General features: G+C 44.5%; 23 protein-coding genes. 20 read left to right on the top strand and 3 right to left on the bottom strand.

Annotated elements, in window-relative coordinates; genetic code table 11:
- The coding region (locus Q1B04_RS17970; RefSeq protein WP_299761541.1) for a hypothetical protein at positions 1-237 on the top strand (237 nt) is incomplete at its 5' end.
- 86 nt (positions 238-323) lie between these two features.
- Here the strand turns inward: Q1B04_RS17970 and Q1B04_RS17965 are convergent.
- Positions 324-719, bottom strand: coding sequence for a hypothetical protein (locus Q1B04_RS17965; RefSeq protein WP_299761537.1), 396 nt, complete (start codon positions 717-719; stop codon positions 324-326).
- A gap of 798 nt (positions 720-1517) precedes the next feature.
- Here Q1B04_RS17965 and Q1B04_RS17960 point away from each other — a divergent pair.
- Positions 1518-2207 carry a recombinase family protein gene (locus Q1B04_RS17960; protein ID WP_299761534.1) on the top strand — a complete coding sequence of 230 codons (690 nt, stop codon included), beginning with the start codon at positions 1518-1520 and terminating at the stop codon, positions 2205-2207.
- Between the two features lie 78 nt (positions 2208-2285).
- Positions 2286-3464 (top strand): DUF3800 domain-containing protein, encoded by a 1179-nt coding sequence (locus Q1B04_RS17955; RefSeq protein WP_299761531.1) that lies wholly within the window; start codon positions 2286-2288, stop codon positions 3462-3464.
- 270 nt (positions 3465-3734) lie between these two features.
- Here Q1B04_RS17955 and Q1B04_RS17950 read toward each other — a convergent pair whose 3' ends face one another.
- Positions 3735-4580: an agmatine deiminase family protein gene (locus Q1B04_RS17950; RefSeq protein ID WP_299761528.1), complete on the bottom strand. Its 846-nt coding sequence runs from the start codon at positions 4578-4580 to the stop codon at positions 3735-3737.
- Complete coding sequence (locus Q1B04_RS17945; RefSeq protein WP_299761525.1) at positions 4567-5109, bottom strand: hypothetical protein; 543 nt, start codon at positions 5107-5109, stop codon at positions 4567-4569. The genes Q1B04_RS17950 and Q1B04_RS17945 overlap by 14 nt, the downstream gene beginning before the upstream one ends.
- 656 nt (positions 5110-5765) lie before the next feature.
- Between Q1B04_RS17945 and Q1B04_RS17940 the strand changes: the two genes are divergently transcribed.
- From Q1B04_RS17940 to Q1B04_RS17860, 17 genes are all read left to right on the top strand, one after another.
- A complete protein-coding gene (locus Q1B04_RS17940) occupies positions 5766-6176 on the top strand; it encodes a hypothetical protein (RefSeq protein WP_299761522.1) in 411 nt (136 codons plus the stop codon).
- Positions 6176-6799, top strand: coding sequence for a Fic family protein (locus Q1B04_RS17935; RefSeq protein ID WP_299761519.1), 624 nt, complete (start codon positions 6176-6178; stop codon positions 6797-6799). The genes Q1B04_RS17940 and Q1B04_RS17935 overlap by 1 nt, the downstream gene beginning before the upstream one ends.
- A complete protein-coding gene (locus Q1B04_RS17930; protein WP_299761516.1) occupies positions 6796-7032 on the top strand; it encodes a hypothetical protein in 237 nt (78 codons plus the stop codon). Before Q1B04_RS17935 ends, Q1B04_RS17930 begins: the two co-directional genes overlap by 4 nt.
- Before the next feature lie 146 nt (positions 7033-7178).
- A complete protein-coding gene (locus Q1B04_RS17925) occupies positions 7179-8300 on the top strand; it encodes a hypothetical protein (RefSeq protein WP_018480082.1) in 1122 nt (373 codons plus the stop codon).
- A gap of 1148 nt (positions 8301-9448) precedes the next feature.
- Positions 9449-9913 (top strand): JAB domain-containing protein, encoded by a 465-nt coding sequence (locus Q1B04_RS17920; protein ID WP_299761502.1) that lies wholly within the window; start codon positions 9449-9451, stop codon positions 9911-9913.
- 244 nt (positions 9914-10157) lie between these two features.
- Positions 10158-11099, top strand: coding sequence for an ArdC-like ssDNA-binding domain-containing protein (locus Q1B04_RS17915; RefSeq protein WP_299761499.1), 942 nt, complete (start codon positions 10158-10160; stop codon positions 11097-11099).
- A gap of 451 nt (positions 11100-11550) precedes the next feature.
- Positions 11551-11832: a hypothetical protein gene (locus Q1B04_RS17910; RefSeq protein WP_299761496.1), complete on the top strand. Its 282-nt coding sequence runs from the start codon at positions 11551-11553 to the stop codon at positions 11830-11832.
- A 798-nt stretch (positions 11833-12630) separates the two neighbouring features.
- Positions 12631-13068, top strand: coding sequence for a plasmid mobilization relaxosome protein MobC (locus Q1B04_RS17905; RefSeq protein ID WP_299761493.1), 438 nt, complete (start codon positions 12631-12633; stop codon positions 13066-13068).
- Between the two features lie 239 nt (positions 13069-13307).
- Positions 13308-14885: a relaxase/mobilization nuclease domain-containing protein gene (locus Q1B04_RS17900; protein ID WP_299761490.1), complete on the top strand. Its 1578-nt coding sequence runs from the start codon at positions 13308-13310 to the stop codon at positions 14883-14885.
- Positions 14886-14905: 20 nt separating this feature from the next.
- Complete coding sequence (locus Q1B04_RS17895; RefSeq protein ID WP_147920718.1) at positions 14906-15535, top strand: ParA family protein; 630 nt, start codon at positions 14906-14908, stop codon at positions 15533-15535.
- Positions 15536-15606: 71 nt separating this feature from the next.
- Positions 15607-16101 carry a hypothetical protein gene (locus Q1B04_RS17890; RefSeq protein ID WP_147920719.1) on the top strand — a complete coding sequence of 165 codons (495 nt, stop codon included), beginning with the start codon at positions 15607-15609 and terminating at the stop codon, positions 16099-16101.
- A gap of 154 nt (positions 16102-16255) precedes the next feature.
- On the top strand, positions 16256-16666 hold the full coding sequence (locus Q1B04_RS17885) for a hypothetical protein (RefSeq protein WP_147920720.1): 411 nt from the start codon (positions 16256-16258) through the stop codon (positions 16664-16666).
- 24 nt (positions 16667-16690) lie between these two features.
- Entirely contained in the window at positions 16691-16984 is a 294-nt protein-coding gene (locus Q1B04_RS17880; protein ID WP_170114172.1) for a DUF4134 domain-containing protein, read from the top strand.
- A 3-nt stretch (positions 16985-16987) separates the two neighbouring features.
- Positions 16988-17290 (top strand): DUF4133 domain-containing protein, encoded by a 303-nt coding sequence (locus tag Q1B04_RS17875; protein ID WP_147920721.1) that lies wholly within the window; start codon positions 16988-16990, stop codon positions 17288-17290.
- A 48-nt stretch (positions 17291-17338) separates the two neighbouring features.
- Positions 17339-19783, top strand: coding sequence for a TraG family conjugative transposon ATPase (locus Q1B04_RS17870; protein ID WP_299761478.1), 2445 nt, complete (start codon positions 17339-17341; stop codon positions 19781-19783).
- Entirely contained in the window at positions 19758-20429 is a 672-nt protein-coding gene (locus Q1B04_RS17865; RefSeq protein ID WP_147920723.1) for a plasmid transfer protein, read from the top strand. The genes Q1B04_RS17870 and Q1B04_RS17865 overlap by 26 nt, the downstream gene beginning before the upstream one ends.
- Before the next feature lie 15 nt (positions 20430-20444).
- Positions 20445-21068, top strand: coding sequence for a hypothetical protein (locus Q1B04_RS17860; protein WP_147920724.1), 624 nt, complete (start codon positions 20445-20447; stop codon positions 21066-21068).

Here is a 21068-nt window from a genome sequence, read left to right as displayed (position 1 = left end):
TTTAAATCAAACCATTACCCTGATTTTATACTTTACACTAAGTCTGGCAGGGTAATACTTTTGGAAACGAAGGGAGATGATCGCGACAATTCGGATAGCGAGGCCAAATGCCGCTTAGGCAATCAGTGGGCACAACAGGCTGGTTCTGGCTACAACTATTTTATGGTTTTTGAGAGCAAAGCTATAGAGGGGGCTTACAACCTGAATAAGGCTAAGGAGCTGATAGGGCAGCTGTAGTTTCGCAGTTGTTATTTCTTTATTGATGATAGTTTTGCCGAGGCTGTTGCTTTATGTGGGCTTCTATTACGTTACTGCAGTTGTTACTATTTGCTTTGAAAGAGGAGGTTCTTTAGAAATGGATAAATGGTTTTTCCTGCATAAAAATCCTTTAGAAGATTAATGAGTAAAGTAAGTATTTCCTGGACACTGGGGGAGGCAAGTAATACCAAGTGTGTGACGAGTGTAAATAAACTAAAGACTAAGGCAAGCTTTAGCAGCCTCTTTACACCATCACGAATAATGATGTAAAGAGGTCCGAATGCTCTTTCTGAAGCTTCATCCTCGGTCTTGACTTGCTTACAGAAATCAGCGACTGCAGAATTGTTAAGCTTTTTCCATTGCTCTATGAACCCGAACTTCCTGGCAGCACCGGCAGAGCCAGTTGAGCCCTTTTCATGGTCGCATCTGCATGGTTGGTTTTGTCGCTTTCGTTTAGGCATAATACACCGCTTACTCTTTAAGCAGTGCTCCTCTCCTATTCCCGTAAATGCGTTACGGCAAAGATAATTAACCCCGCAGTCTGAAAAAAAGACACAAAAATTTCTGTACAAGCCTTAAGAAAAGGGTATGTTACTACCCCTTCCAGGTGAGCTATAATTAGCATGTCTTTACCCCAGCAATGGTCATAGAAGAAGGCACTACTTCGGTTTAAAAGTTTTGTGTAGTGTGCCTTCTTCTATGGCTCCGCCGTGCTATGCAAAAGTAACTCGCCTCCAAGTGAAAAGGTAGGACGGGTTTTGAATGTGCCTTCTTATGCTGTAGAGGGACTTTTAGGTTAAACAATCAGCGTAGTCACTTTTACAATATGCGGCAATTGCCAAAGCGGGCGACTATTTTGCTTGGCAATTGATTTCATAGAGTGACAGCTACTGCGGTGATACCTCATTTCTTTTATCAATCTCACTTCCTTCTCTATATAGGCAGGATCAGTCGAAGGTGCAATCCGCCTGATTTCTTGGCAGCTTGAACATAGGAGAAGTTGCAGCTCATCTTCCCGAGTAATGGGTGATCCAAAAGCAAAACACATGCTCTTAAAAAGCTACATTAACCCAGCTAGTATTTTTCGCTTTTGCTCATAGCCTAGCACAAGATGGCACCGTAGTTAGTGCACTTATTAGACAACGCCAGGTGCAGTTTCACACTTTTATGTATCTATAACATTTTACAAACGTCCGTTTGTAAAATGTTATAACTAACTTTACCCCCGAGTTTCACCTATATAATAAGGAGTAGCGAAGATGAAGTACGTGGCTTACTACCGGGTCTCCACCAAGAAGCAGGGTCAGAGCGGGCTGGGCCTGGAGTCACAGCGCGAGATGGTGAAGGGTTTCTTAAAGGCCGGCGATGCGCTGCTTGCCGAGCACATTGAGGTGGAGAGCGGCAAGCGCAACGACCGACCGGAGCTGGAGGCGGCCATCGCCCTGGCCAAGCGGGAGCAGGCCCAGTTGCTGATTGCCAAGCTCGACCGTCTCAGTCGTAACGCCGGGTTTATCTTTAAGTTGCGTGACAGCCACGTGGACTTTCTTGCTGTGGATATGCCCGATGCCAATACCCTGACCATCGGAATATTCGCCGTATTGGCCCAGCATGAGCGGGAGTTAATCAGCTCCAGGACCAGAGCCGCGCTCCAGCAAAAGAAGCTACAGGGTTTTGCCCTGGGTTCGCCAGAGAACCTGACCCAGGGAGCCAGGACGAAAGGACTTCAGATACGGCAGGAGAACGCAGCATCGCACAAAGCCAACCGACAGGCCACGGAACTGATCCAGATGTATCGGGAAAAGGATATGACCTATCAGCAAATTGCTGACCGGCTTAACAGCCATGGCTTCACCACCCGCAGGGGGAAGAAATTCTTTGCCATCACCGTTCAGCGTCTGCACATCCGACAAGGGCAGCTTCAAACGGATGCCCTCACCAGCGTAGTTTAGGCTTACTATATTTATATTGAAAGTGCTTCATCTTTTGTATCTTATGTGGCATAAGAGTTATCACCCTATACTCCTCCTATGCAACATGTACATATTTTTCTGGATGAATTCGGAAACGCCAGCCTAAACCTGGATAAAGCCGGTACCTTCTCCCATTTTGTTCTGACAGCTGTTCTCCTGGATGAGACGAAGCTGGAGCAGGCCCGGCTGCTAAGGGATACGATCAGCCAACGCTTCTTCCAAGGCCAACCCATCAAGTCCAGCCGTATCCCCAATGATGAGAAGGGCTTCCGAAAAAGATTGGAGGTATTAAGGGAGCTGCGTCAGTTGGACTTCGTGGTGCTGGGGATGGTCATCAACAAGAACAAGCTGGATGGAGCAGGTTTTGATCATAATGATGTGTTCTATAAATACTTCAACAGAATCTTTCTCAAGCAGTTTCCCAAAAACTTCACTGCTTTTTCGATTCATGCCGATCAGCTTGGCTGGCCAGAGTTTCGGCGCAGCCTGCACCATTACATTGAAACTAAGGTTATTCAGCGGGATCTGTTTACGCCGGAGCGCTCTTATCGCCTGGTGGAGGATAAGGCAGAGGAGCCCCTGGTGCAGCTGGCAGATTTTCTTTCTGGTTGCCTGGGCAAGATTTACTGCACCAGTCACAGCCACGAAAAGGCATCCGCCCTGTTCGATCTGCTGCACGACCGTACGTTCATTGATTTTTTCCCTTTTGAAAGAACAGACTATCTCCTCTCCCCTACCCCCGAAGACCGGCAGAAGAACCATCTTATTCGAAGAATAGCATCGGAGTCCGCCCAAGAGGCACTCTCTGGTAGAAACAGCCTTTCGGAGGAGGCGCTTGCCGTGTTGCAGTATCTGTACCTGATGTTCCGCACCGCGCCTGACCGCCTCATCGAGAAACGGGAGATCATCGATAAGCTAAAAAGAAGATTTCCGACTTTTTCGGAGCAGCAGCTGCGGGTTTGTGTTCAACACCTGCGCGACAACGGGGTGCTAATCGCAAGTATCCAAGGTAAGTCAGGCTATAAGCTTCCTGACGGCGTGGAGGATATCGCTGGCTTCTATAACCGCTACCTCAACAGCATTGTTCCGATGCTTAACCGCATCAATATCTGTAACCGCAAGTTGATGGTGAACAGTGTGCAAGAGGTGGACCTGCTTCAAACTAACACTGCTTATTCGCTTTTGCATGAGTTGATCAAAACACTGGATAAGGAGAAGCATGCTTCTTTGACTTAGTGAACTGTTTTCGCTCACATAACATTTTTTGAAGTAATTACCGCTTAATTTCTATCTGCTGCAATCATACTTGATGCCGTAAAGTTCTCTAAATTAATACTGTATGTGTTCCGTTTTTCTATGGTTAAAAATAATAATTAATAATTATTATTTTTTAATTTTTGCTTAAAGTGTAATAAATATTGAGCATGGGTGTGTTATGCTATAGAATTTCCGTGAGCAGAGGCCGATAAATCAGGTTGCATTGAACTGACCATAGTTGTAGTGCCGCTATTCTTTAATCGTCCAAGTAGTGCAATTTAAAAGACCACCAGAGAGCCCGACTTCATTAAAGTTAATAGTCTCAATTACTCGGTCCGGATAAATCTGTTTTAAAAGGCTTAAAACTTCGTTATCCCGGTTTTCATTTATTTCGAAGATTGGGAGTAATATCAAGTCTTTCACTTCTAGGAAATTAACGTAGCAACCAATAGCATTGTCTTTATACTTCCTGTCTTTATATTCAAAAAAGGGTATATCAATGTATTCTATTTGCCATTCTTTAAGAACCTTATTAATCCCGTCTTTCCAATACTTGTATTCTTGCTCCCTGTGATTCCCGAGAACCGTGCAGCGATCAACAAACCTAACAAGTCCGTCTGCATGACCTGTCATATCTGACTTAATCTGTGGAATTACAATGAGCTCAACACCCAACAGGTTTTCAATCTCAGAGATCAATTTTGCCTTATTTGTAAATTCAGGGTTTTCCTCAAAGACACGATCCGAAATTATGGCCCTGTCAGACCAGTTCACAAGGTTTCCACCGTCAAGGTTGATATTTGTAAAGTGGGGGGTTAGGTTATTTGCCTGACATACAATTTTAGGGTCAGATTGTAGCTGCAGGTCATCTTTTAGGTAAGACGGTTCATAACGGAACTGAACAAACTCCCCCTCTCCAATTTGAACTGGCATGTAGTCGCGACACCAAATATCTCTTGTCTCTCCTATAAGCTTGTATGGGATACCGTGCTTTTCAAGTATAGCAGTTAATTGATCAAAACAACAAGTAAACCTGCTGTCTGTATGAAGCAATTCAGATAGATAGACAGTATTTGTATCCTTACCTGGAACCATTTAAAAGAAACTTAGTCCATTCGATTTGTTTGTCTTCTTTATAAAATCTTGCTGGAGTAGTCATTGCCTGAAAGTATATATCTTTTTTCTCACAATGGTTTTGAAGTGCTTCAACTTGCTTTTTCATGTTTGGAATGTCTGAGAAAGTTCTCCTGGTAAAGCAAACTCTTTTAAGGTTCTCCAGTCGGTCAATCTCTGTAATTACATCTCTCCAAGCAGTCACTTTGTTGTCTATGTAACCGTCATAATAATTGGCTTCTTGTCCTTCGTCAACTTCAATTTCAGAAATTAAATCTATGAGGTCTATTTTGTTTCTTTCAATGAATTTTAGCTTGTCCTGCTTGGTTGCGCTTTTCAAATCAGGTTCTTGAAATGCAGTTGGAAGTAGCCTCCACAGGTAGTTCCTGCTTCTACCATAGAAAAACTCAGCTTGATTATCAGCTGTATCAGGATTGAAAGTTCCGATTATTAGAGTTTCTGTTTCAGGGTTTATTTGATGATCTAAAAATCTATGTCTAACAGGAGTCATTGCTTTTTCTATATAATGAACCAATCTTGTGTACAAGCCGAATTATTCCCTTTAGCTGGCCACAGTAATAGTAAATAGGAACCGAACTTTCGAATATACTATATATCATGACATTATAAAAAGCAGCCTTCAGGCAGTACCCACTTCGCTAAAGCGACAAATACTTGCATCTTCTGGGAGGCAGGTGAGTATATAGCTTCGATAACTAGTGTTTTATTAATAGAAGAGGACAAAGTTGAGCTCAGTTAATAAGCAAAACCTGAGTAAGCAGTTAATTTTACTTTGACACATCTTACTCTGTCTTATATGACTTAGATATTATTGGTAATCAACCTGATTTCTATTAGCTCACCTGTTGTCTTTAGATTTAAGTATTAATTAATAATTAAAATCTATTAACTAATACTTATAAAATATCTTTATTCCCTGCTCTTTAACAGATAATTTGCTTGATTATTTATTCTCATAAGTGCCTCTACTGCCCTTAAACAATTATGACGCTTTATAGTGGTTTTAAATCTGCTATTTGTTTTCCTAGTAACAAGCTAGAATGTAAAATTGAAGGAAATCCTATTTTTATTTGCAAAAGTAACAATATATTGTTACTTTTGATAAGCCTATTTCGTATACCAATACAGGCATTACCTTGAGTTAGCATGAACAGAGTAAAAGGCATTTTACAGAACGGGACCACGATCATACTGGAAAACTATGACCAGAGCAACGTGGACGATATGTACTTTATCAAAGCCATAGAAGCCACGAACCAACGCAATCACAGAACTATAGCAGAGTACTTCAACGGACTGATCAGAAGCCTGGAGACAGTGCAGCAGGAGGTTAGGGAGCAGAAAGTACTGCAGCTTTTATCTCAGTACAGTGACAGGCCTGTGGTATCGGAAAAGGTTCGCCAGGAACGGAGGGAGCAACTCGGGCAGACAAACCACATAGCCGCCTGCGAGGGCTACGAGGAGGAGGAGCTCAACAAGGTGCTGGACGAGCTGTATATCAACGGACAAATCACGCCTGAGGAGATGACTGAGGTATTCAACTTAAAGTATCTGTAATGAACGACAGGTACTGCTATCCCGGCACTAGTGTGCTGATCAATCATTTTAACATTAGGGACGCAGCTAAGCTAAGCAAATTAGAGCTTACCCACTGGAGACATAACGTGTTGGCTTTGCCTGATAAACTGCCCAGCCAGCTAAAGTTTGATTTAACGCTTTGGCAGCTGATCCACAAGGAAACATTTGGCTCCGTCTACCCTTGGGCAGGGGAGCTCCGGAGTGTGATGATCTCCAAAGGCAATGCCGTACATGCCGCGCCACGTATGATTGAGCCCTATACCAATCACTTACTCCAGGAGCTGAAGGCAGCAGGGTATTTAAAGGGACTGGACAGAGAGCAGTTCCTGTTGAAGGGATCTTATTTTTTTGAGGAGCTGAATGCCATTCACCCTTTCCGGGAAGGAAACACCAGAACACTAAAGGTTTTCTTTTCCCTTTTGTCCCGACAGGCGGGGTATGAAATAGACTGGCGCAAGGTTTCGGCACAGCAGTACCAACAGGCAGAGCAGGCTTCATTTGCTGCAGGACACAAAGGCCCCTCCCCTTTTTACCCGCTGTTTAAGGCGGTCCTTCAGCCTGTTGAGTTATCAAATAAGCAGTCTATCAGGTTCAAACTATGAATGAGATTAACCAAGGGGATACATGCGCAGCGTGTGATCCTAAGACCCACATCAGCGCAGAGGTGAAGGCCATGTTTAAGCAGGCAAACCTAACGTGGGAGAAGTTGGCAGAGCTCGATGAAGGCGTTGGCCGTGGGAAAGGGAGCTATAGGCAAACCTTTTTGGCCAGGCTTGTCAAAGCCCAGGAAACGCTACAGAAGGTCGGGTACAGCATCCGAATCGAGAAAGGTTAGTTCTGTAAAGATTTATATTTTGTACATTGTTAACTTTGAAAGAATTTAACTTACCCAAAGATTTTTATCAACCTGTTTCCTGTAAGGAGGAGGAAGGACTGTACCAGTGGCTGAGTTGCCAATTCGTACCTGTATTTTTGTAACTTATGCAACACGAGAACAAACCCTCTGAGGCCCTTTTAAGCGATCCGACCTACTTCCTAAGTAGGATTGACCGGAGCGTAGCCGATAACATCAGAGACATTGAGAAGTCCTTTGATGAAGATGCCGGTATTGTAAAAGACTTCATCGTCTTCATTTCGAGGAAGATGAAAAAGGACCTATTTGGTTTCACGAGGTTCACGCTTTCAGAGTTCTGCAAAGAGACAGGGCGCAACAAACAGACCTTGTGTGAGGTGCATCCCAAGTTCAAAAATAACCCCAAAGCGGAAGTGCCGGAATATTTCGGTCACAGGTTTGAGACAACCTTTGACTATGCCTTGTTCCACATGCTGAGCAATAACATCATCTTCTCTCGTTCCTACGAGTATAAGCATCAGGATAAGGTGATAGAGCTGAAGAACTTTGCCATTCTCAAGGATATTAAGGTTAGCATCGACAGACATACCAACACCATCAAGATTTATGATGTCCGAATATCGGATGAGCTTATGGAAGGGTTCTTCCGTAGGTACTATACCATCGACACCAATGGCTATAAGCATGTAGGAAAAGGGCGTGGCGGCGACGGGCGCAAGAGCCTGTACATTTTCCTTTACAAGACGCGTCACCAGCTGCTTAGCTCAGGTAAACGCATCACAAAGTTGCCTATAGATCTGTTGGCCTCGGTTGCCCATATTGAGTCAGAGGAACCTCGGTTCAAGAAAAAAAGTGTGAAGAGGGTACTGGACTACATTCGGGAAAAAGGAAAACTGCCTTTTGACTATACTTTTGTCCAAGGGGACCCAACAAAAAAGTACCAGGAGCTCTATTGGGTTAGTTTGGACTTCTCCGTATATCACGAGGTTATGGAGGCGAAGGAGGATCACAACTTTTACATTGCCTTGCTGGAGCGCATGCGGGATCTTTTCCACCATACATATGGGAACCATGTCCAAATCACTGGAGAGAAAGATACTTTTCAGCGTTGGCTTACTAACTCGGACGCGGACCTAACGCACAAAGCAAATGAGCTTTGCAAAGCATATTTTAAGGTGCACAACAAGGATATCACACTGGCAATGGCGAAAAAGCTTATTCGGGGAGGTCTATTCTCCGACGATAATTAAAACGCTATTCAAGTATTGTCACACAGGGCATAACTAAAGTCTATATGGAAACTCCCTACATTGCCCTTGGAAGGACTTTAAGCAAGTGTTCTAGCCTATTATTCAAGTATTGCCACGCATACAAGACATAAAGAGCCAATCTAATATATGGATGAGATATGACTTTTGCAAAATACAAACTTGGAGAAGATGTAGAAGTAAGCGGTACGTTCACAGGATTAGGTGACCAAAAAGGTAGAGTCACTGAAATAGTGTATGACAAGCTGAGCAGCCAATTCTTCTATAACGTGCAATGTGGAGAGAATCGACATTATGCGCAGGAACGATTTGTCTCTACTGTACAGAGACTTAACGAAGGCACTTGAATAATGATAGAAACTCCTAGCGGATGTCTCCAGCATGCCACAAGCGTTCTTTCTGAGGGTCTCTTGACAGGTTGCGTTACTGCAAGCCATATGAAGCGGCAGGTTTAATGTATCGCATCGATCTTTTCCCTTATGGATGCCTTCTTGAGCCAAGAGGATATTTACTATTCAAGTATTGCCTCACTCTGTCAGAGCCGTTCATGTATTGCCTCAGTAGCCGGAGCCGTTCAAGTACTGCCACAATCCATTCAAGTATTGTCTCAAGGCGTTCAAGTATCGCCACAAATTGGCTATTCCCCTCAACAATAGCTGTTTTGCCTACTCAAGTATTGCCTCAAGCCATTCAAGTATTGCCACGCTTCTCCAAAGCTGTTCAAGTATTGCCTCAGTAGCAATAGGTCATTCAAGTATTGCCACACCCACAATGCACCCCATTGGCTCTATTCCGTACAGCCGTTCAAGTATTGCCACTAAATATATATACTTCTATATACTTCCTTATAAATAGTAATTTGAAATGTCGGAGGGGTTCGTGAACAATAAAGATTTAACAAAAGGGAAGAGAAAGAGACTTGCGCTGCGAAAATTACACAACTTCTTCACAAAAACAGCTAAAATATGACCAGTGCTTTAATAACTAGCTATGAAGTCTAAAGATTCCTACACAGGGCCGGGGAAAATAAGATAAAAGCATAAAAATTATACATACATAATGTAACTTTTTATATACATATCGTATATATTAATATATCTTTTATATCAACCCCTTTAAATTTTGTGTGTATGGAACAGACTTCAACAACCGTCAGCCAGATTGCAGAGGTAAAGCTCAGCTACCATCCCCAAGTGAAGCCCTCCGAGCGCCCGCAGATTACGAGTTCTAAAGACAGTTACACTTTCTTCCTACAGCTATGGGATGAGGGCAGCATACAGTTACGCGAGCAATTTAAGGTTATGTTACTAAGCAGGGCAAACAAAGTGCTGGGAATATTTGAAGTTTCTACCGGTGGCGTGGCCGGTACGGTGGCAGATCCCAAACTTATCTTTGTCGCTGCGCTCAAAGCCAATGCCAGTGGGATCGTTTTAGCCCATAATCACCCATCGGGCAACTTAAAGCCCAGCAGTGCAGATATTAGCCTTACTAAAAAGGTGAAGGAGGGCGGCAACTTACTTGATATTGCTGTTTTGGATCACATCATCCTTACCAATGAGGGTTATTATTCTTTTGCAGACGAGGGACTTTTATAAAAGTCCCTTACTCCTTCAAATCTCGGCTGTAAACCAACCGTAGCGGCCCGCCTGACGGCGGGTTTTCTTTTTTTCTTTCTGTAGTAATGCCTGTTCTACAATACCACACAAGCAATTTAGCGCTAACATAAGGGGAAATAAAAACTCTATTTTGTGGATAAATTTTATATACTAAATGTAACTTAATATATACATTACGTATATATTAATATAAGTTTTGTTTAACCTTCTAAAGCTAAAAGTTATGAACGCTTATCAAAAATTCATTCAACTGGCAGATCAGGTAACAAATGAGGTCATCGAGCAATTAGAACAAGGCCAGGTATTCTGGAGAAAGCCATGGACATCTTACGGATTGCCTAAAAACTATGTATCTGGCCGCTATTATGAAGGCTTCAATGCTTTCTTTCTGAACTACCTGACTGATAAGAAAAGCTTTAGGACGCCCTATTTTCTTACCTATAAACAGGCTAAAGAGCTGGGCGGGCATGTAAAGAAGGGAGAGAAAGGAACCCAGATCATCTACTGGAAAGTTTACGCCAAAAGTGATACTAGTGAGGATAAAGGCACTTCAGGAGAGACAGAGGAGGTGTATCAGAGAAGATTTATCCCCTTTATTTGGACGGTATTCAATATTGATCAAGTGGAAGGAATCGAGTTTGCCCTCCCTTCTGTTCATGAGCGTACCGATCTGCAGGTAATAGAGGCTTGTCAGGAGGTGGTGGATCAATACCCTATGCCACGCCCGAAAGTTCTGCACGGAGGCTCCCAGGCCTACTATGCGCCTTTTAATGATACGGTACAGATGCCGGAGCTGAGCAGCTTTGTTTCCTCCCAGGCTTATCACGCAACTTTGTTTCACGAACTGATCCACTCCACAGGCCATCAAACCAGGCTTAACCGTTTTGCTGACATAGAGAACGCGGCCCGGTTTGGCGATATAAATTACTCTAAGGAGGAACTGATAGCCGAGATGGGAGCAAGTTTCCTCAACGCCTTTACAGGTATCAAAGCGGAGGTTTTTGAAAACTCGGTGGCTTACCTGCGGGGATGGGCGAAGAAGTTTAAAGATGATAAGACAATGATCATCTATGCAAGCACAAAGGCTTTTAAAGCGGCTAGCTATATCCTAAACTTACAGGCAGAAAGTAACTTGGGGGCAGAAGCAACAACTATGGCAGCGTAGCCTTTAGAAAGATCTTGTCTGGTAATATCAGGCAAGATCTTTCATTTTTAATACTGATGGAGTTAACTCCGGAAATTTGGAAAATGAAATCCTGCTATGCCGACCCGCCTTCGGCGGGATTCCTTTTTTAATGTGCAGGCTTTATGTGAAGCGTCTGCCGTATAATCAGCTCAAAGCAAATACGGTTGTTTTTTGTGGTCCTATCTTGCTGTCATTGTTAAAGACTCAACGGATACTATAATGGGTGCTTGTGGCCCTCTAAAGCGTTTATCTTCCTCCCTCCTACTTCTGCCTCCTTGATTGCTTTTAAGTAGCAGTTCGAGAAAGAATAAAAGTAAACTTGTCAAATACTTTTAGTATTAATTTGTATATGTTACGTATATATTTGTAAGTATTATTTTTTAGAAATTTGGCTTAAGATAAGCCATCAGGATTCTTTAATTTTAGGATAATGCAAATAGAAGATAAGAGCCCTAAGTTTGAACTAGGCAAGCGTATGCTTGAAAAGCAACAGCTGGCTTCCCTTACTGAGCTGTTTGATATCGTACCGTATACTCCCGTGGCCAAAGCACTAGGCATAAACAACCAGCGACTTCGAAACAAGATTGACGATCCCCGCTCCTTTCGTGTAAGCGAATTGCTGGACCTGGCGGTACTACTGGATGTAGATGCGATCAAGCTCTTTGCCTTACTTCACGAAACGATCAAGAAATCGGTACCTGCTAAAGGATAACTAAATGATAGCTTCACAAAGCACAAGATGCTAAGCTTTTATTGCCTACTTTTCTATTAATCAACTTCTAGCTTGTTCTCCTATGAATCTATATGAGTTCAATAGTATTCTTTCACTTAATGACAGGGCACAGGCGGTATGGGATGAGGGGCAGTTTCTTTCAAACCGCCTTGATGGAGAGTACAAGGTATGCCTCTACTACATGGGTGATTTTTTTGCTGAGGTTTGGATTAGTTCGTGTGATAGCGATAGTTGTATTTGCCATGTGCGGGCTTTTAAGAGCCGAAGGCTTCTGGAGCCTTACCTCTCCCCTATTGACCTGTCTACCCTTTTCTGACTCTTTCTGCTTTTCGTCGCAAACCATCAACTTTGGCTATTAAGCTGCTTGCCTTTAATTGGCACATATTACTAGCTGAAAAAAAATATATTTAATAGCTAATACATGTTAGATATTAAATATTAATTATTAGGTTTTAGATAATAGGCAATAAGTAATAATTATTAAATATTTGTTCCGCTGGATTTAGTGTTTGAAGCTCTTTCTTATAGTAGGTACTTGTCATCCATACTCCCCTATTTCCCTCCAGCTTACCCAATGCTTCGCCTTTGGGATTCTGCCCTTCCTTATCTCCCCCCTCCTTGTATTATTTGCTTAGAATTCCTTCTTTTGGTGTGTGTTGGGCTTTGTATTGCAAGATGTGTTTTGAGTCCTTCAAAACCTCTTGCCCTGCTTTCAGCGTAGCTGTCAGCAGGGGGAAATCCACTCGCAACTCGTGTCTTTTATTGAGCAAAGAATGTATGGAAGATGTTAAGAAATCAACGGGAGGGCGTCCAAAACTATCGCCTGAATTAAAGAGAGCCAGACAAGTAAAGCTGACCTTTTCCGATAGCGAATACAGGCAGCTGGAGGCTGAGATGACAGCTGCAGGGCATGAATCATTGTCTGTTTACCTGCGGAAGAAGGCATTGGCGCAGCCTGACGATTTTATTGCTAATCCTAAAGAGTTAATCGCAGTTTTGGATAGGCTCGGCCCCGAGATCAGCAGGGTCGGTAACAATATCAATCAGGTAGCCAGGTATGTCAATTACCTGAAGGCAAACAATATGATAAACCTGCAGTTTCTTGCCGATTTTAATAGGCACATGATAGAGTTCAGTATTATAGAAAAAGAATTGGTCAAGGCGCTTCGCTCTTTTCTCCGGATTGCTGCTGCAAGGTTTAAAAAATTTAAATAATATTTATTATTTAATAAGTAAGAATTAATAAGTAAGAATTAATAAGTAAGAATTAATAAGTAAGAATTAATAAGTAAGAATTAATAAATTTTAACTATTAAATATTAGTATTTATATTATAAATAATAACTAATAATTATTAAGTAAAATATAATAGTTTAAAATTTTTAAATAATATATAGTAGCTTTTATGTGAAAGTTATTATTTGTTATATTTTTGAAGCATTAATGAGTGGGCTATGATCGTGAAAATCCTTTCTGCCGCTGCCGGGTTCAATGGCGTTGTTTATAATGAAGAGAAAAGAGCACAGGGTGCAGCTCAGCTGCTCAAGGCTGAGAACTTTGGTTTCTTGAACCTGGCTGCGGGAAGCTTGAAGCAGGAGGATTACATCAGGTACATGACGTTGGTTGCAAACACAAACGAGTCAGTGCTAAAGTCCCAGTTCCATGCCATTATTTCCTGCAAGGGAAGGGAGAAGAGTGCGGAGGAGCTCCTGGAAATCGCGGAGGAATACCTCCAGCGCATGGGGTACCATGACAACCCTTACCTTATCTACTTTCATTCAGATACTGCGCACAACCATGTACATATGGTATCTACCAGGGTGAGCAAAGAGGGGAAGAAGGTGTTTGACAAGTATGAAAACGTGAGGTCTCAGAAAGTGATGCAGGAGATTCTGATGCAGGATGTGGAATACGAGGTAAAAGCATACTTAACTAAAGCGCTGGCATATGGATTTTCCTCAGAGGCTCAGTTTAAGTTGCTGCTCGAAAGGGAAGGCGTGAAAGTCACGGAGAAGGAGGGGCAGTACCAGTTCATTAAGTACAGTTCAGTGGTGTATGCCTTTGCAAAGAAAGAAGTCGCTGACAGGATAGCGAAGTATAAAGCACCAGATGCGCGTGTAGGGCAGCTGAAAGCCATATTCCGCAAGTATAAACGAGGCCTAACGGTGGAGCAGTTCTCCGGGCTATTAAAGGAAAAGTTCGGGATAGAGCTGGTGGTGCACCAGGCAAAGGGGAAGAGCACTCCCTATGGCTACACCATTCTCGACCATGCCAGCAAACAGGTGCTGAAGGGTTCCCAGGTGATGAGGCTCGACGAGCTGCTTTCCGGTGTTAACAGAGAAGAGAAAATACAGGCTGGACGGGAACTCATAGCCAAGCTTTCTACAGACAGGGGGCTGTGTTACACCGGTTTCAAAAGACAGGTGGAGACAACAGGACTCCTTGTCAACAAAAAGGGAGAGATCCGCATCAAGGGAGATGTAGAAGGCAGCATCCCTGTTCTGGTGCTTGATAAGGCGCATGTCAGGGCGCTGCTTTACCAAGAAAGGCTGCAGGAGGCGCGGCAGTACGCTGTGACGAGCGATAGGGATATGAGGCTGCTTGCCAGGCTGTTTTTTGTAAAGCAGTCGGATCTGTCGGTTGCGAAGGCTTCTGACCCTCTGGAGAAGGAGGTGGTGGCCGCCAAGCTGCACAGCGGCCTTGCCAGCGGCAGGCCGCTGCAGGAAATCCTGGACAGTTGCGGCTGGAGCATCGCTCATGCAGACGGAAAGCACTTCCTGGTTGATCATCAGCAGAAACGGGTATATGCCTGGGCAGATCTGACAAAAGAGAGGCCTGACTTTCAAGCTGTGCAGGTTGTTGAGCTTGATAAGGGTAGTGATCGGGTGAGAGAGGAAAGGCTGCAGGACGCATGGACCCAGTCTTCCGGGGCCATCGGTCAACTGGCGGCTTCCATGCTTTACCTTATGGAGTCAAACCTAGGGTCTGATCAGAGCGAGAATAGGAAGAGAAAAAATCAACGAAAACGATAATACACATAGACAATTAATACATGAAAATTGTAGTAGCAAACCAAAAAGGAGGGGTGGGCAAGTCTACCACCTGTATACTGCTGGCTAACTATCTGGCCTTAGAGAAAAAGGATAATGTGATCATCCTGGATATGGACTTTCAGGACTCCATCTACTCCAGATGGGAGAAGGAGAAGGAGTTATATGCCAATGAACCACTGTACGAGGTTATCAAGATGGAGGTAGAGGAGTACCCGAAATACAAGGTGCATATTGATAGTCTGCAAGGGGGGCATGTTATTATGGACATGCCTGGCAGACTGGACACGAATGAACTCATCGCTGTATACCAGGACGCTGAAGTAATCGTCTGTCCGTTCGCCTATGAAAAGATGACTTTTGAGTCCACCATGTTCTTTGTTCAGGTGGCCAAGCATGTTAACCCGCAGGTAAAGATCGTGTTCCTGCCAAATCGCCTGAAGTCCTCCGTGAACTATGAATTGAAAGCTGCAGTAGATGAGCAGCTGACGCAGTTCGGCACTGTCGCTCCGGCGCTGCCAGACCGGGTAGGATTTCAGCGCATAGATACTGTATCTATCTCTTCGGATATTCGAGGGGTGCTCGATAATTCTTTTGGGTATATATATAATGAGTATTTGGAGACAAAATAGAAGATTCTTCAAATAAATTTATATTAATATTCAATAATTGAAACATTTTAATCAAATAACGTATAATATTCATGTCTACAGCAGGTAACAAAGAGTTTGACATCAAGAGCTTTAAGCAAAGCATAGGACAGGCTCCCCAGCAGAAAAATGCAGAAGAGAAAGCTGTTCAACCAGTTCCTGAGAAAAGAGAAGAGACGGCACCAACAGTTTCAAAATCAGGCAAAGCCGGTGAAAAGCCTAAGGCTTCTTCTAATGCTACAGCAGGCAAAAAGCAGGAGGCTCCTTCCTCGAAAATGACAGCTGCAAAGGCTTCGGGTAAAGCAGCGTCAGGTTTAAGCTTCGAGCAACTGCTTGCTGAACTCGATAAGGCGAAGGAGGAGTTTACCTTTACCTCCAAAACAGTCTATGTGGATGTGCATATACATGAAGTGCTAGACCTGCTGAAGAAAAAAGGAGGGATTAAAATCAATGTGCTGGCAAGCTACCTGTTTGCTAAATTCATTGAAGAGCATAAAGAGGAGATTCAAAGGCTCCGTGATAGGACCGATAACAAGTTCTTGAACTAAGCTGAATCTATAACATTAAGTAAAAAAGTATATAAATAAATAATCTAATCTTAAAATATACGTATAAGTATAAAACCGTATTTCGTATCGATTATATATTTAAAGTAGGAATGTCTAGGCTGTAAATCGATGTTTTAACTTAAATTATATAGTTATGTCTTGGGGCGCTTTCTTCGCTACGATAGCAGTACTCTATGTGCTTTACTATGCAGGTAACCTCTTGTTTGACCTGTACCTTCAAAATGCAAAAGGCGTGGCCGCAGATATGGTGGCCCAATACAGTGTTTCCGATTTAGTAGACACTACAGAGTCACCCCAAGACATTGTGGACGAGGATTACCTGGAGGAAGAATTCGAGGAGGATTATGAGGATTACGAGCAGGAGGAGTTACCCTTGGATAGCGGTTCCCAAGAATATCCTGTTGCAGCCGACGAGCATGCCTTTGCGCATCAGACGGCCTCTGAGAACAGTGTCGCCATGCCCGTGATAGGGCAGGGTATACCCCTAGAGGAGTTCCTTCAGAACGCCAGGCGACTTTCAAACGCAATACCTTTTTCTTCATAAATTTTTAATTCAATAACAGAGATTATGAGAAAGATACTTGCTATGCTCGTGTTGGTAGTCCTCGCTGTCCCATCTTCCTTTGCTCAAGGGGCCGGAGGCATTGATGCCGGAGCCTCTGAGCTTCAAACTTACATTGACCCTGTAGGCAACCTAATCCTGGTCATCGGAGCTATTGTTGGCCTGATTGGGGGAGTTAGAGTATACATCAAGTGGAACTCCGGGGACCAGGACACACAAAAGGCTGTCATGGGTTGGATGGGGTCCTGCGTATTCCTGATGGTGGTGGGGGTAGTGATCAAAGCCTTCTTCGGCTTGTAAGCCGTGGCTCCCGAAGATAACAGAGGATTTAATGTCTACAAGGGGCTGCAAAAACCCCTTGTATTTAAATCCTTGAAAGGTAGATATATCTACTGGGGCCTGGCCTCCGTTCTAACTGGCTTCTTTGCGGCAGTTGTCTTATCTGTTTCGCTCAACTTCTTTTCAGGCCTGGTAGCCTTGGTGATCGTGACTTTCGGCGGTATGGGGTTTACGGCTATGCAGCAGAAGAAAGGGTTATATCATAAAACGAAGTCAAAAGGGGTATACATCATGCCCGCACAATGGAGGCGTTCTGCACGAAGATAGGAGTCTGGCCCTGGCAGCATAACTTTAACGTCATCACTTTTCTCAGCCATGAAAAAGCAGCGGTTTGGTCTGCCATACATTGGCATAGACCGTCATGCCCATGATATTCTATATCATGAGCGCGGAGACTATTCGGTTATCATCAAAGTACAAAATCCTGCCCTGCAGTATTGTGCAGACGTGGAGGCTTACCATCTCTTCCACCAGACATTTGCCAACATCGTTAAAATTCTAGGCGCAGGCTACACTCTTCAGAAAACGGACATACTAGCCAGGAAGTGCTATGTGCCGAAGCAAATGGATGATCTCCTGAGTCAGAAATTTCAGGAGACATTTGCAGGAAGAGAGTACCTAGACGTCTCTACATACCTGACTATAACAAGGGACGTGCGGCGCTCCAGCTTCTTTACATATGACGAGAAAGACTTCAAAGCATTCCAGCGGAACGTTGACAAAGTGCTGGACATACTGGAGAGCAGGTCTTTCAAGCCCTATGCTCTGAAAGAAATCGAGGTGAAGAAGTTTATTTCCCGCATGCTTGCCTTCAACTTTTCCGATGAGGTTTATGCGCTCAATAACCTCCTTGCCTCAGATGAAGGCCTACAAGTCGGTGACAGCGTTATCCGATGCATCTCGCTTGTGGACATAGATGAGATCAACTTTCCGTCTAATCTTAAGCCAAACACAGCGCTTCACATAGGGTACAGCCTCCCGGTAGACCTGATGCATTTTCTGCACCAGGTGCCTGGTTGTGACTGCCTGGTGTACAACCAGGTGATCCAAATCCCTGATCAGCGCCATGAATTGGCCAGGCTGCAGGCCAAAAGAAAAAAACACCTCTCCATGCCTGACCCGGCCAATGATTTAAGTGTGCAGGATATTGATCAGGTGATGGCCGATATCGCCAAGGATAACCAGCTGCTCGTGTACGGACATTACAGCGTGCTGCTTTCAGCCAGAGAAAAGGAGATAGACCGTGCCGCTAACTATCTGGAAAGCGCTTTGTTTTCCATTGGCATTATTCCCTCCCGAAACGCATATAACCAACTCGAGCTATTCCGGTGTGCCTTGCCCGGCAATAGTTCGGAGCTTAAAGTATATGATAAGTTTTTGACTACTTCAGACGCGGCCTTATGTCTGCTTTTTAAAGAACGTTTGCTGCAAAGTGAGTTATCCAGTTTTCAGGTATACTTCACGGACCGGCAGGGGATTCCTATCACGATTGACACGAGTGATGCGCCCATCTTCTCAGGCCGGATGAATAACCGTAACAAGTTCGTGTTGGGACCTTCGGGAGCGGGAAAGTCATTTTTTATGAACCACCTGATCCGACAGTATGCCCTACAGCACACAGATGTTATCCTGGTAGACACCGGGCACAGTTATTCTGGGCTGTGTGCCTACTACATGGGCCGCTACATTACCTACTCCGAAGAGCAGCCTATTACGATGAACCCCTTCCGGATCTCTGCTGCCGAATTCAACGAGGAGAAGCGGGAGTTTCTCAAGTCATTGGTGGGCCTGCTCTGGAAAGGTGCCGAGGGCACTGTCAGCCAAATTGAAGACAGTGTCCTCTCTTCCGTTATCACTTCCTATTACCAACACTACTTTGAAAACGGCTTGGAGAGCAGCTACCTTTCCTTCCAGTCCTTCTATGACTTCTCCATCAGAAAGATCGACGAGATCACGCAAAAAGAGTCTATTAGCTTTGACTTGACCAGTTACCGCTTTATCCTCAAGAAGTTCTGCAAAGGTGAGGCGTATGGGCAGATCCTGAACAACGAGATGGATACCACCCTGTTCGATGAACCCTTCATTGTCTTTGAAATAGATGCCATCAAGGAGCATAAGATTCTTTTCCCGATCACCACCCTGATTATCATGGATGTGTTCCTTCAGAAGATGCGCCACAAGAAGAACCGGAAGGCGCTCATCATTGAGGAAGCCTGGAAGGCCATTGCCTCTCCGCTGATGGCCGGCTATATCCTCTACGTCTATAAAACAGTTCGCAAATTCTGGGGAGAGGCCGTGGTCGTGACACAGGAGCTGGATGATATCATCGGCAATGTTGTGGTTAAGAACTCCATCATCAACAACTCCGATACCATCTGCCTCTTGGACCAGACCAAATTCAAGGACAATTTCGATGAGATCGCCGCGCTGCTCTCTATCAATGAGGTGGAGCGCAAGAAAATATTCACCATCAACAGCCTCGACAACAAAGAGGGGCGGGGCCGCTTCAAAGAAGTCTACATCAAGCGCGGGGCCACCGGTGAGGTGTACGGTGTGGAGGTATCGCTGGAAGAGTATTTGACCTTTACCACCGAGCGCCAGGAAAAAGAGGCCATACAAGTGTACCTAAGCAAGTATGGGGATTTCAGGGAAGCCCTGGAAAGATTTGTCGCAGACTTCAGGGCCTCGGGGCTCAAGCTAAATGAATTTGTTCACCTAATTTTGCAACGCAGCTATGAAAAAGTACCTCTACACGCTTAGCTTCATGGGCCTGCTAACAGGTCATGTACTAGCCCAGCAGGTTGTTTTTGACCCAGCGGTCGTCTCCACACTTGTTGTCAACCACACGGCCCAGCAGGCGGCCTTAAACGACATTAAGGAAAACGAAGGAAAGATTGCGGCCCTGCAGACTACCATCAGCCTGAAGATGACGCAGATCAAGGAGCTAGAGGAAAAGATGTACAACTCCCTTAAATCCGTGCAATCCATTATCGGGCAAAGTAAAAACATTATTTACGCCTCACAAATTGCCGCAGACATAGGTCATTACCAAAACCAAATGATGGAACTGGCGCGCGGTGATAACGAGCTGCTCCTGATCGCTGCCAAGACAGAGCTGGAGCTGCTCAACCGTACATCCGATCTGTTTACCTATATCTACCAGGTGGCTGTCATCGGCACGGATGTGAACCTGATGAACAATGCCGACAGGCTCACCCTTATCCGCCACGTGGTGGACGAGCTGCGGGTGATGCGGGGCCTAGCCTATTCCATTACGCGCAAGATGCGTGTGGCCAAGTACGCGGGCCTTTTGAAGACCATGAACCCGATGGGACTTACCTACCCTAACAACAGCCAGGCGATCATCCGTTCCCTGATGGATGAGTACAAGGCAATCAGGAAGTAAATTATCTCTATTGCTATGAAGACGTTATGTGTACTTGCTTTGTGCCTGGCCCTGCTTCCTGGTCTCTTTACAGATGCCTTAGGGCAAGGCGTGCAGCCAGTTAACAGTAAAAACACAAGGTACCAGCTGGAGCGGGAGGTTGTTACCCGTTGGGGAAAGTTCAACCCGAAATGGTACTTTATTCTGTTTCATAACAAGTACAGGAAAGGGCCTGATAGGCGGAACATGCTGCAGCTTGCCCCTACCATGGCTTTGCTAAACCAGAACAGGGTGAAGGCCCAGGCGCAGGAGGAAGCAGTAAGCCAGGTATTTGAGCAGGAGATGTTCAAGTTTGCCGACAGGTCCCTGAATAAAGGATACCACCTGTTGTATAAAAAGAAGATCGATGAACTCAACACTGCCTTATTGGGGATGAATGCAGAGGCGGTGCAGGCCGGGGTGCAGGCAGATTATATTTTGGCCATCCATGCCGAGCGGGACAGAATTAACGCCGACATCGGGATTATCCTGGACGCTTACCTGGACGATGCCAAAAAGGGGGAGCAGCTGCGGGTATACATCGGGGAGCTTACGGCCTTGAGGAATGATTTCAGGCGGCTCATCTCTCTCTTTAAAACGAGTCAGGACTTAACCGACTGA

The sequence above is a fragment of the uncultured Pontibacter sp. genome (assembly GCF_947495565.1).
Lineage (GTDB): Bacteria > Bacteroidota > Bacteroidia > Cytophagales > Hymenobacteraceae > Pontibacter.
This window is presented reverse-complemented; position numbering and strand designations above follow the sequence as displayed.

Coding starts and splice junctions, on each gene's coding strand:
- Q1B04_RS17885 (WP_147920720.1), top strand. CDS start 16,256: ATGTCTTGGGGCGCTTTCTTCGCTACGATAGCAGTACTCTATGTGCTT.
- Q1B04_RS17910 (WP_299761496.1), top strand. CDS start 11,551: ATGCAAATAGAAGATAAGAGCCCTAAGTTTGAACTAGGCAAGCGTATG.
- Q1B04_RS17880 (WP_170114172.1), top strand. CDS start 16,691: ATGAGAAAGATACTTGCTATGCTCGTGTTGGTAGTCCTCGCTGTCCCA.
- Q1B04_RS17920 (WP_299761502.1), top strand. CDS start 9,449: ATGGAACAGACTTCAACAACCGTCAGCCAGATTGCAGAGGTAAAGCTC.
- Q1B04_RS17935 (WP_299761519.1), top strand. CDS start 6,176: ATGAACGACAGGTACTGCTATCCCGGCACTAGTGTGCTGATCAATCAT.
- Q1B04_RS17930 (WP_299761516.1), top strand. CDS start 6,796: ATGAATGAGATTAACCAAGGGGATACATGCGCAGCGTGTGATCCTAAG.
- Q1B04_RS17895 (WP_147920718.1), top strand. CDS start 14,906: ATGAAAATTGTAGTAGCAAACCAAAAAGGAGGGGTGGGCAAGTCTACC.
- Q1B04_RS17955 (WP_299761531.1), top strand. CDS start 2,286: ATGCAACATGTACATATTTTTCTGGATGAATTCGGAAACGCCAGCCTA.
- Q1B04_RS17945 (WP_299761525.1), bottom strand. CDS start 5,109: ATGACTCCTGTTAGACATAGATTTTTAGATCATCAAATAAACCCTGAA.
- Q1B04_RS17925 (WP_018480082.1), top strand. CDS start 7,179: ATGCAACACGAGAACAAACCCTCTGAGGCCCTTTTAAGCGATCCGACC.
- Q1B04_RS17965 (WP_299761537.1), bottom strand. CDS start 719: ATGCCTAAACGAAAGCGACAAAACCAACCATGCAGATGCGACCATGAA.
- Q1B04_RS17940 (WP_299761522.1), top strand. CDS start 5,766: ATGAACAGAGTAAAAGGCATTTTACAGAACGGGACCACGATCATACTG.
- Q1B04_RS17865 (WP_147920723.1), top strand. CDS start 19,758: ATGAAAAAGTACCTCTACACGCTTAGCTTCATGGGCCTGCTAACAGGT.
- Q1B04_RS17890 (WP_147920719.1), top strand. CDS start 15,607: ATGTCTACAGCAGGTAACAAAGAGTTTGACATCAAGAGCTTTAAGCAA.
- Q1B04_RS17870 (WP_299761478.1), top strand. CDS start 17,339: ATGAAAAAGCAGCGGTTTGGTCTGCCATACATTGGCATAGACCGTCAT.
- Q1B04_RS17905 (WP_299761493.1), top strand. CDS start 12,631: ATGGAAGATGTTAAGAAATCAACGGGAGGGCGTCCAAAACTATCGCCT.
- Q1B04_RS17860 (WP_147920724.1), top strand. CDS start 20,445: ATGAAGACGTTATGTGTACTTGCTTTGTGCCTGGCCCTGCTTCCTGGT.
- Q1B04_RS17960 (WP_299761534.1), top strand. CDS start 1,518: ATGAAGTACGTGGCTTACTACCGGGTCTCCACCAAGAAGCAGGGTCAG.
- Q1B04_RS17950 (WP_299761528.1), bottom strand. CDS start 4,580: ATGGTTCCAGGTAAGGATACAAATACTGTCTATCTATCTGAATTGCTT.
- Q1B04_RS17915 (WP_299761499.1), top strand. CDS start 10,158: ATGAACGCTTATCAAAAATTCATTCAACTGGCAGATCAGGTAACAAAT.
- Q1B04_RS17900 (WP_299761490.1), top strand. CDS start 13,308: ATGATCGTGAAAATCCTTTCTGCCGCTGCCGGGTTCAATGGCGTTGTT.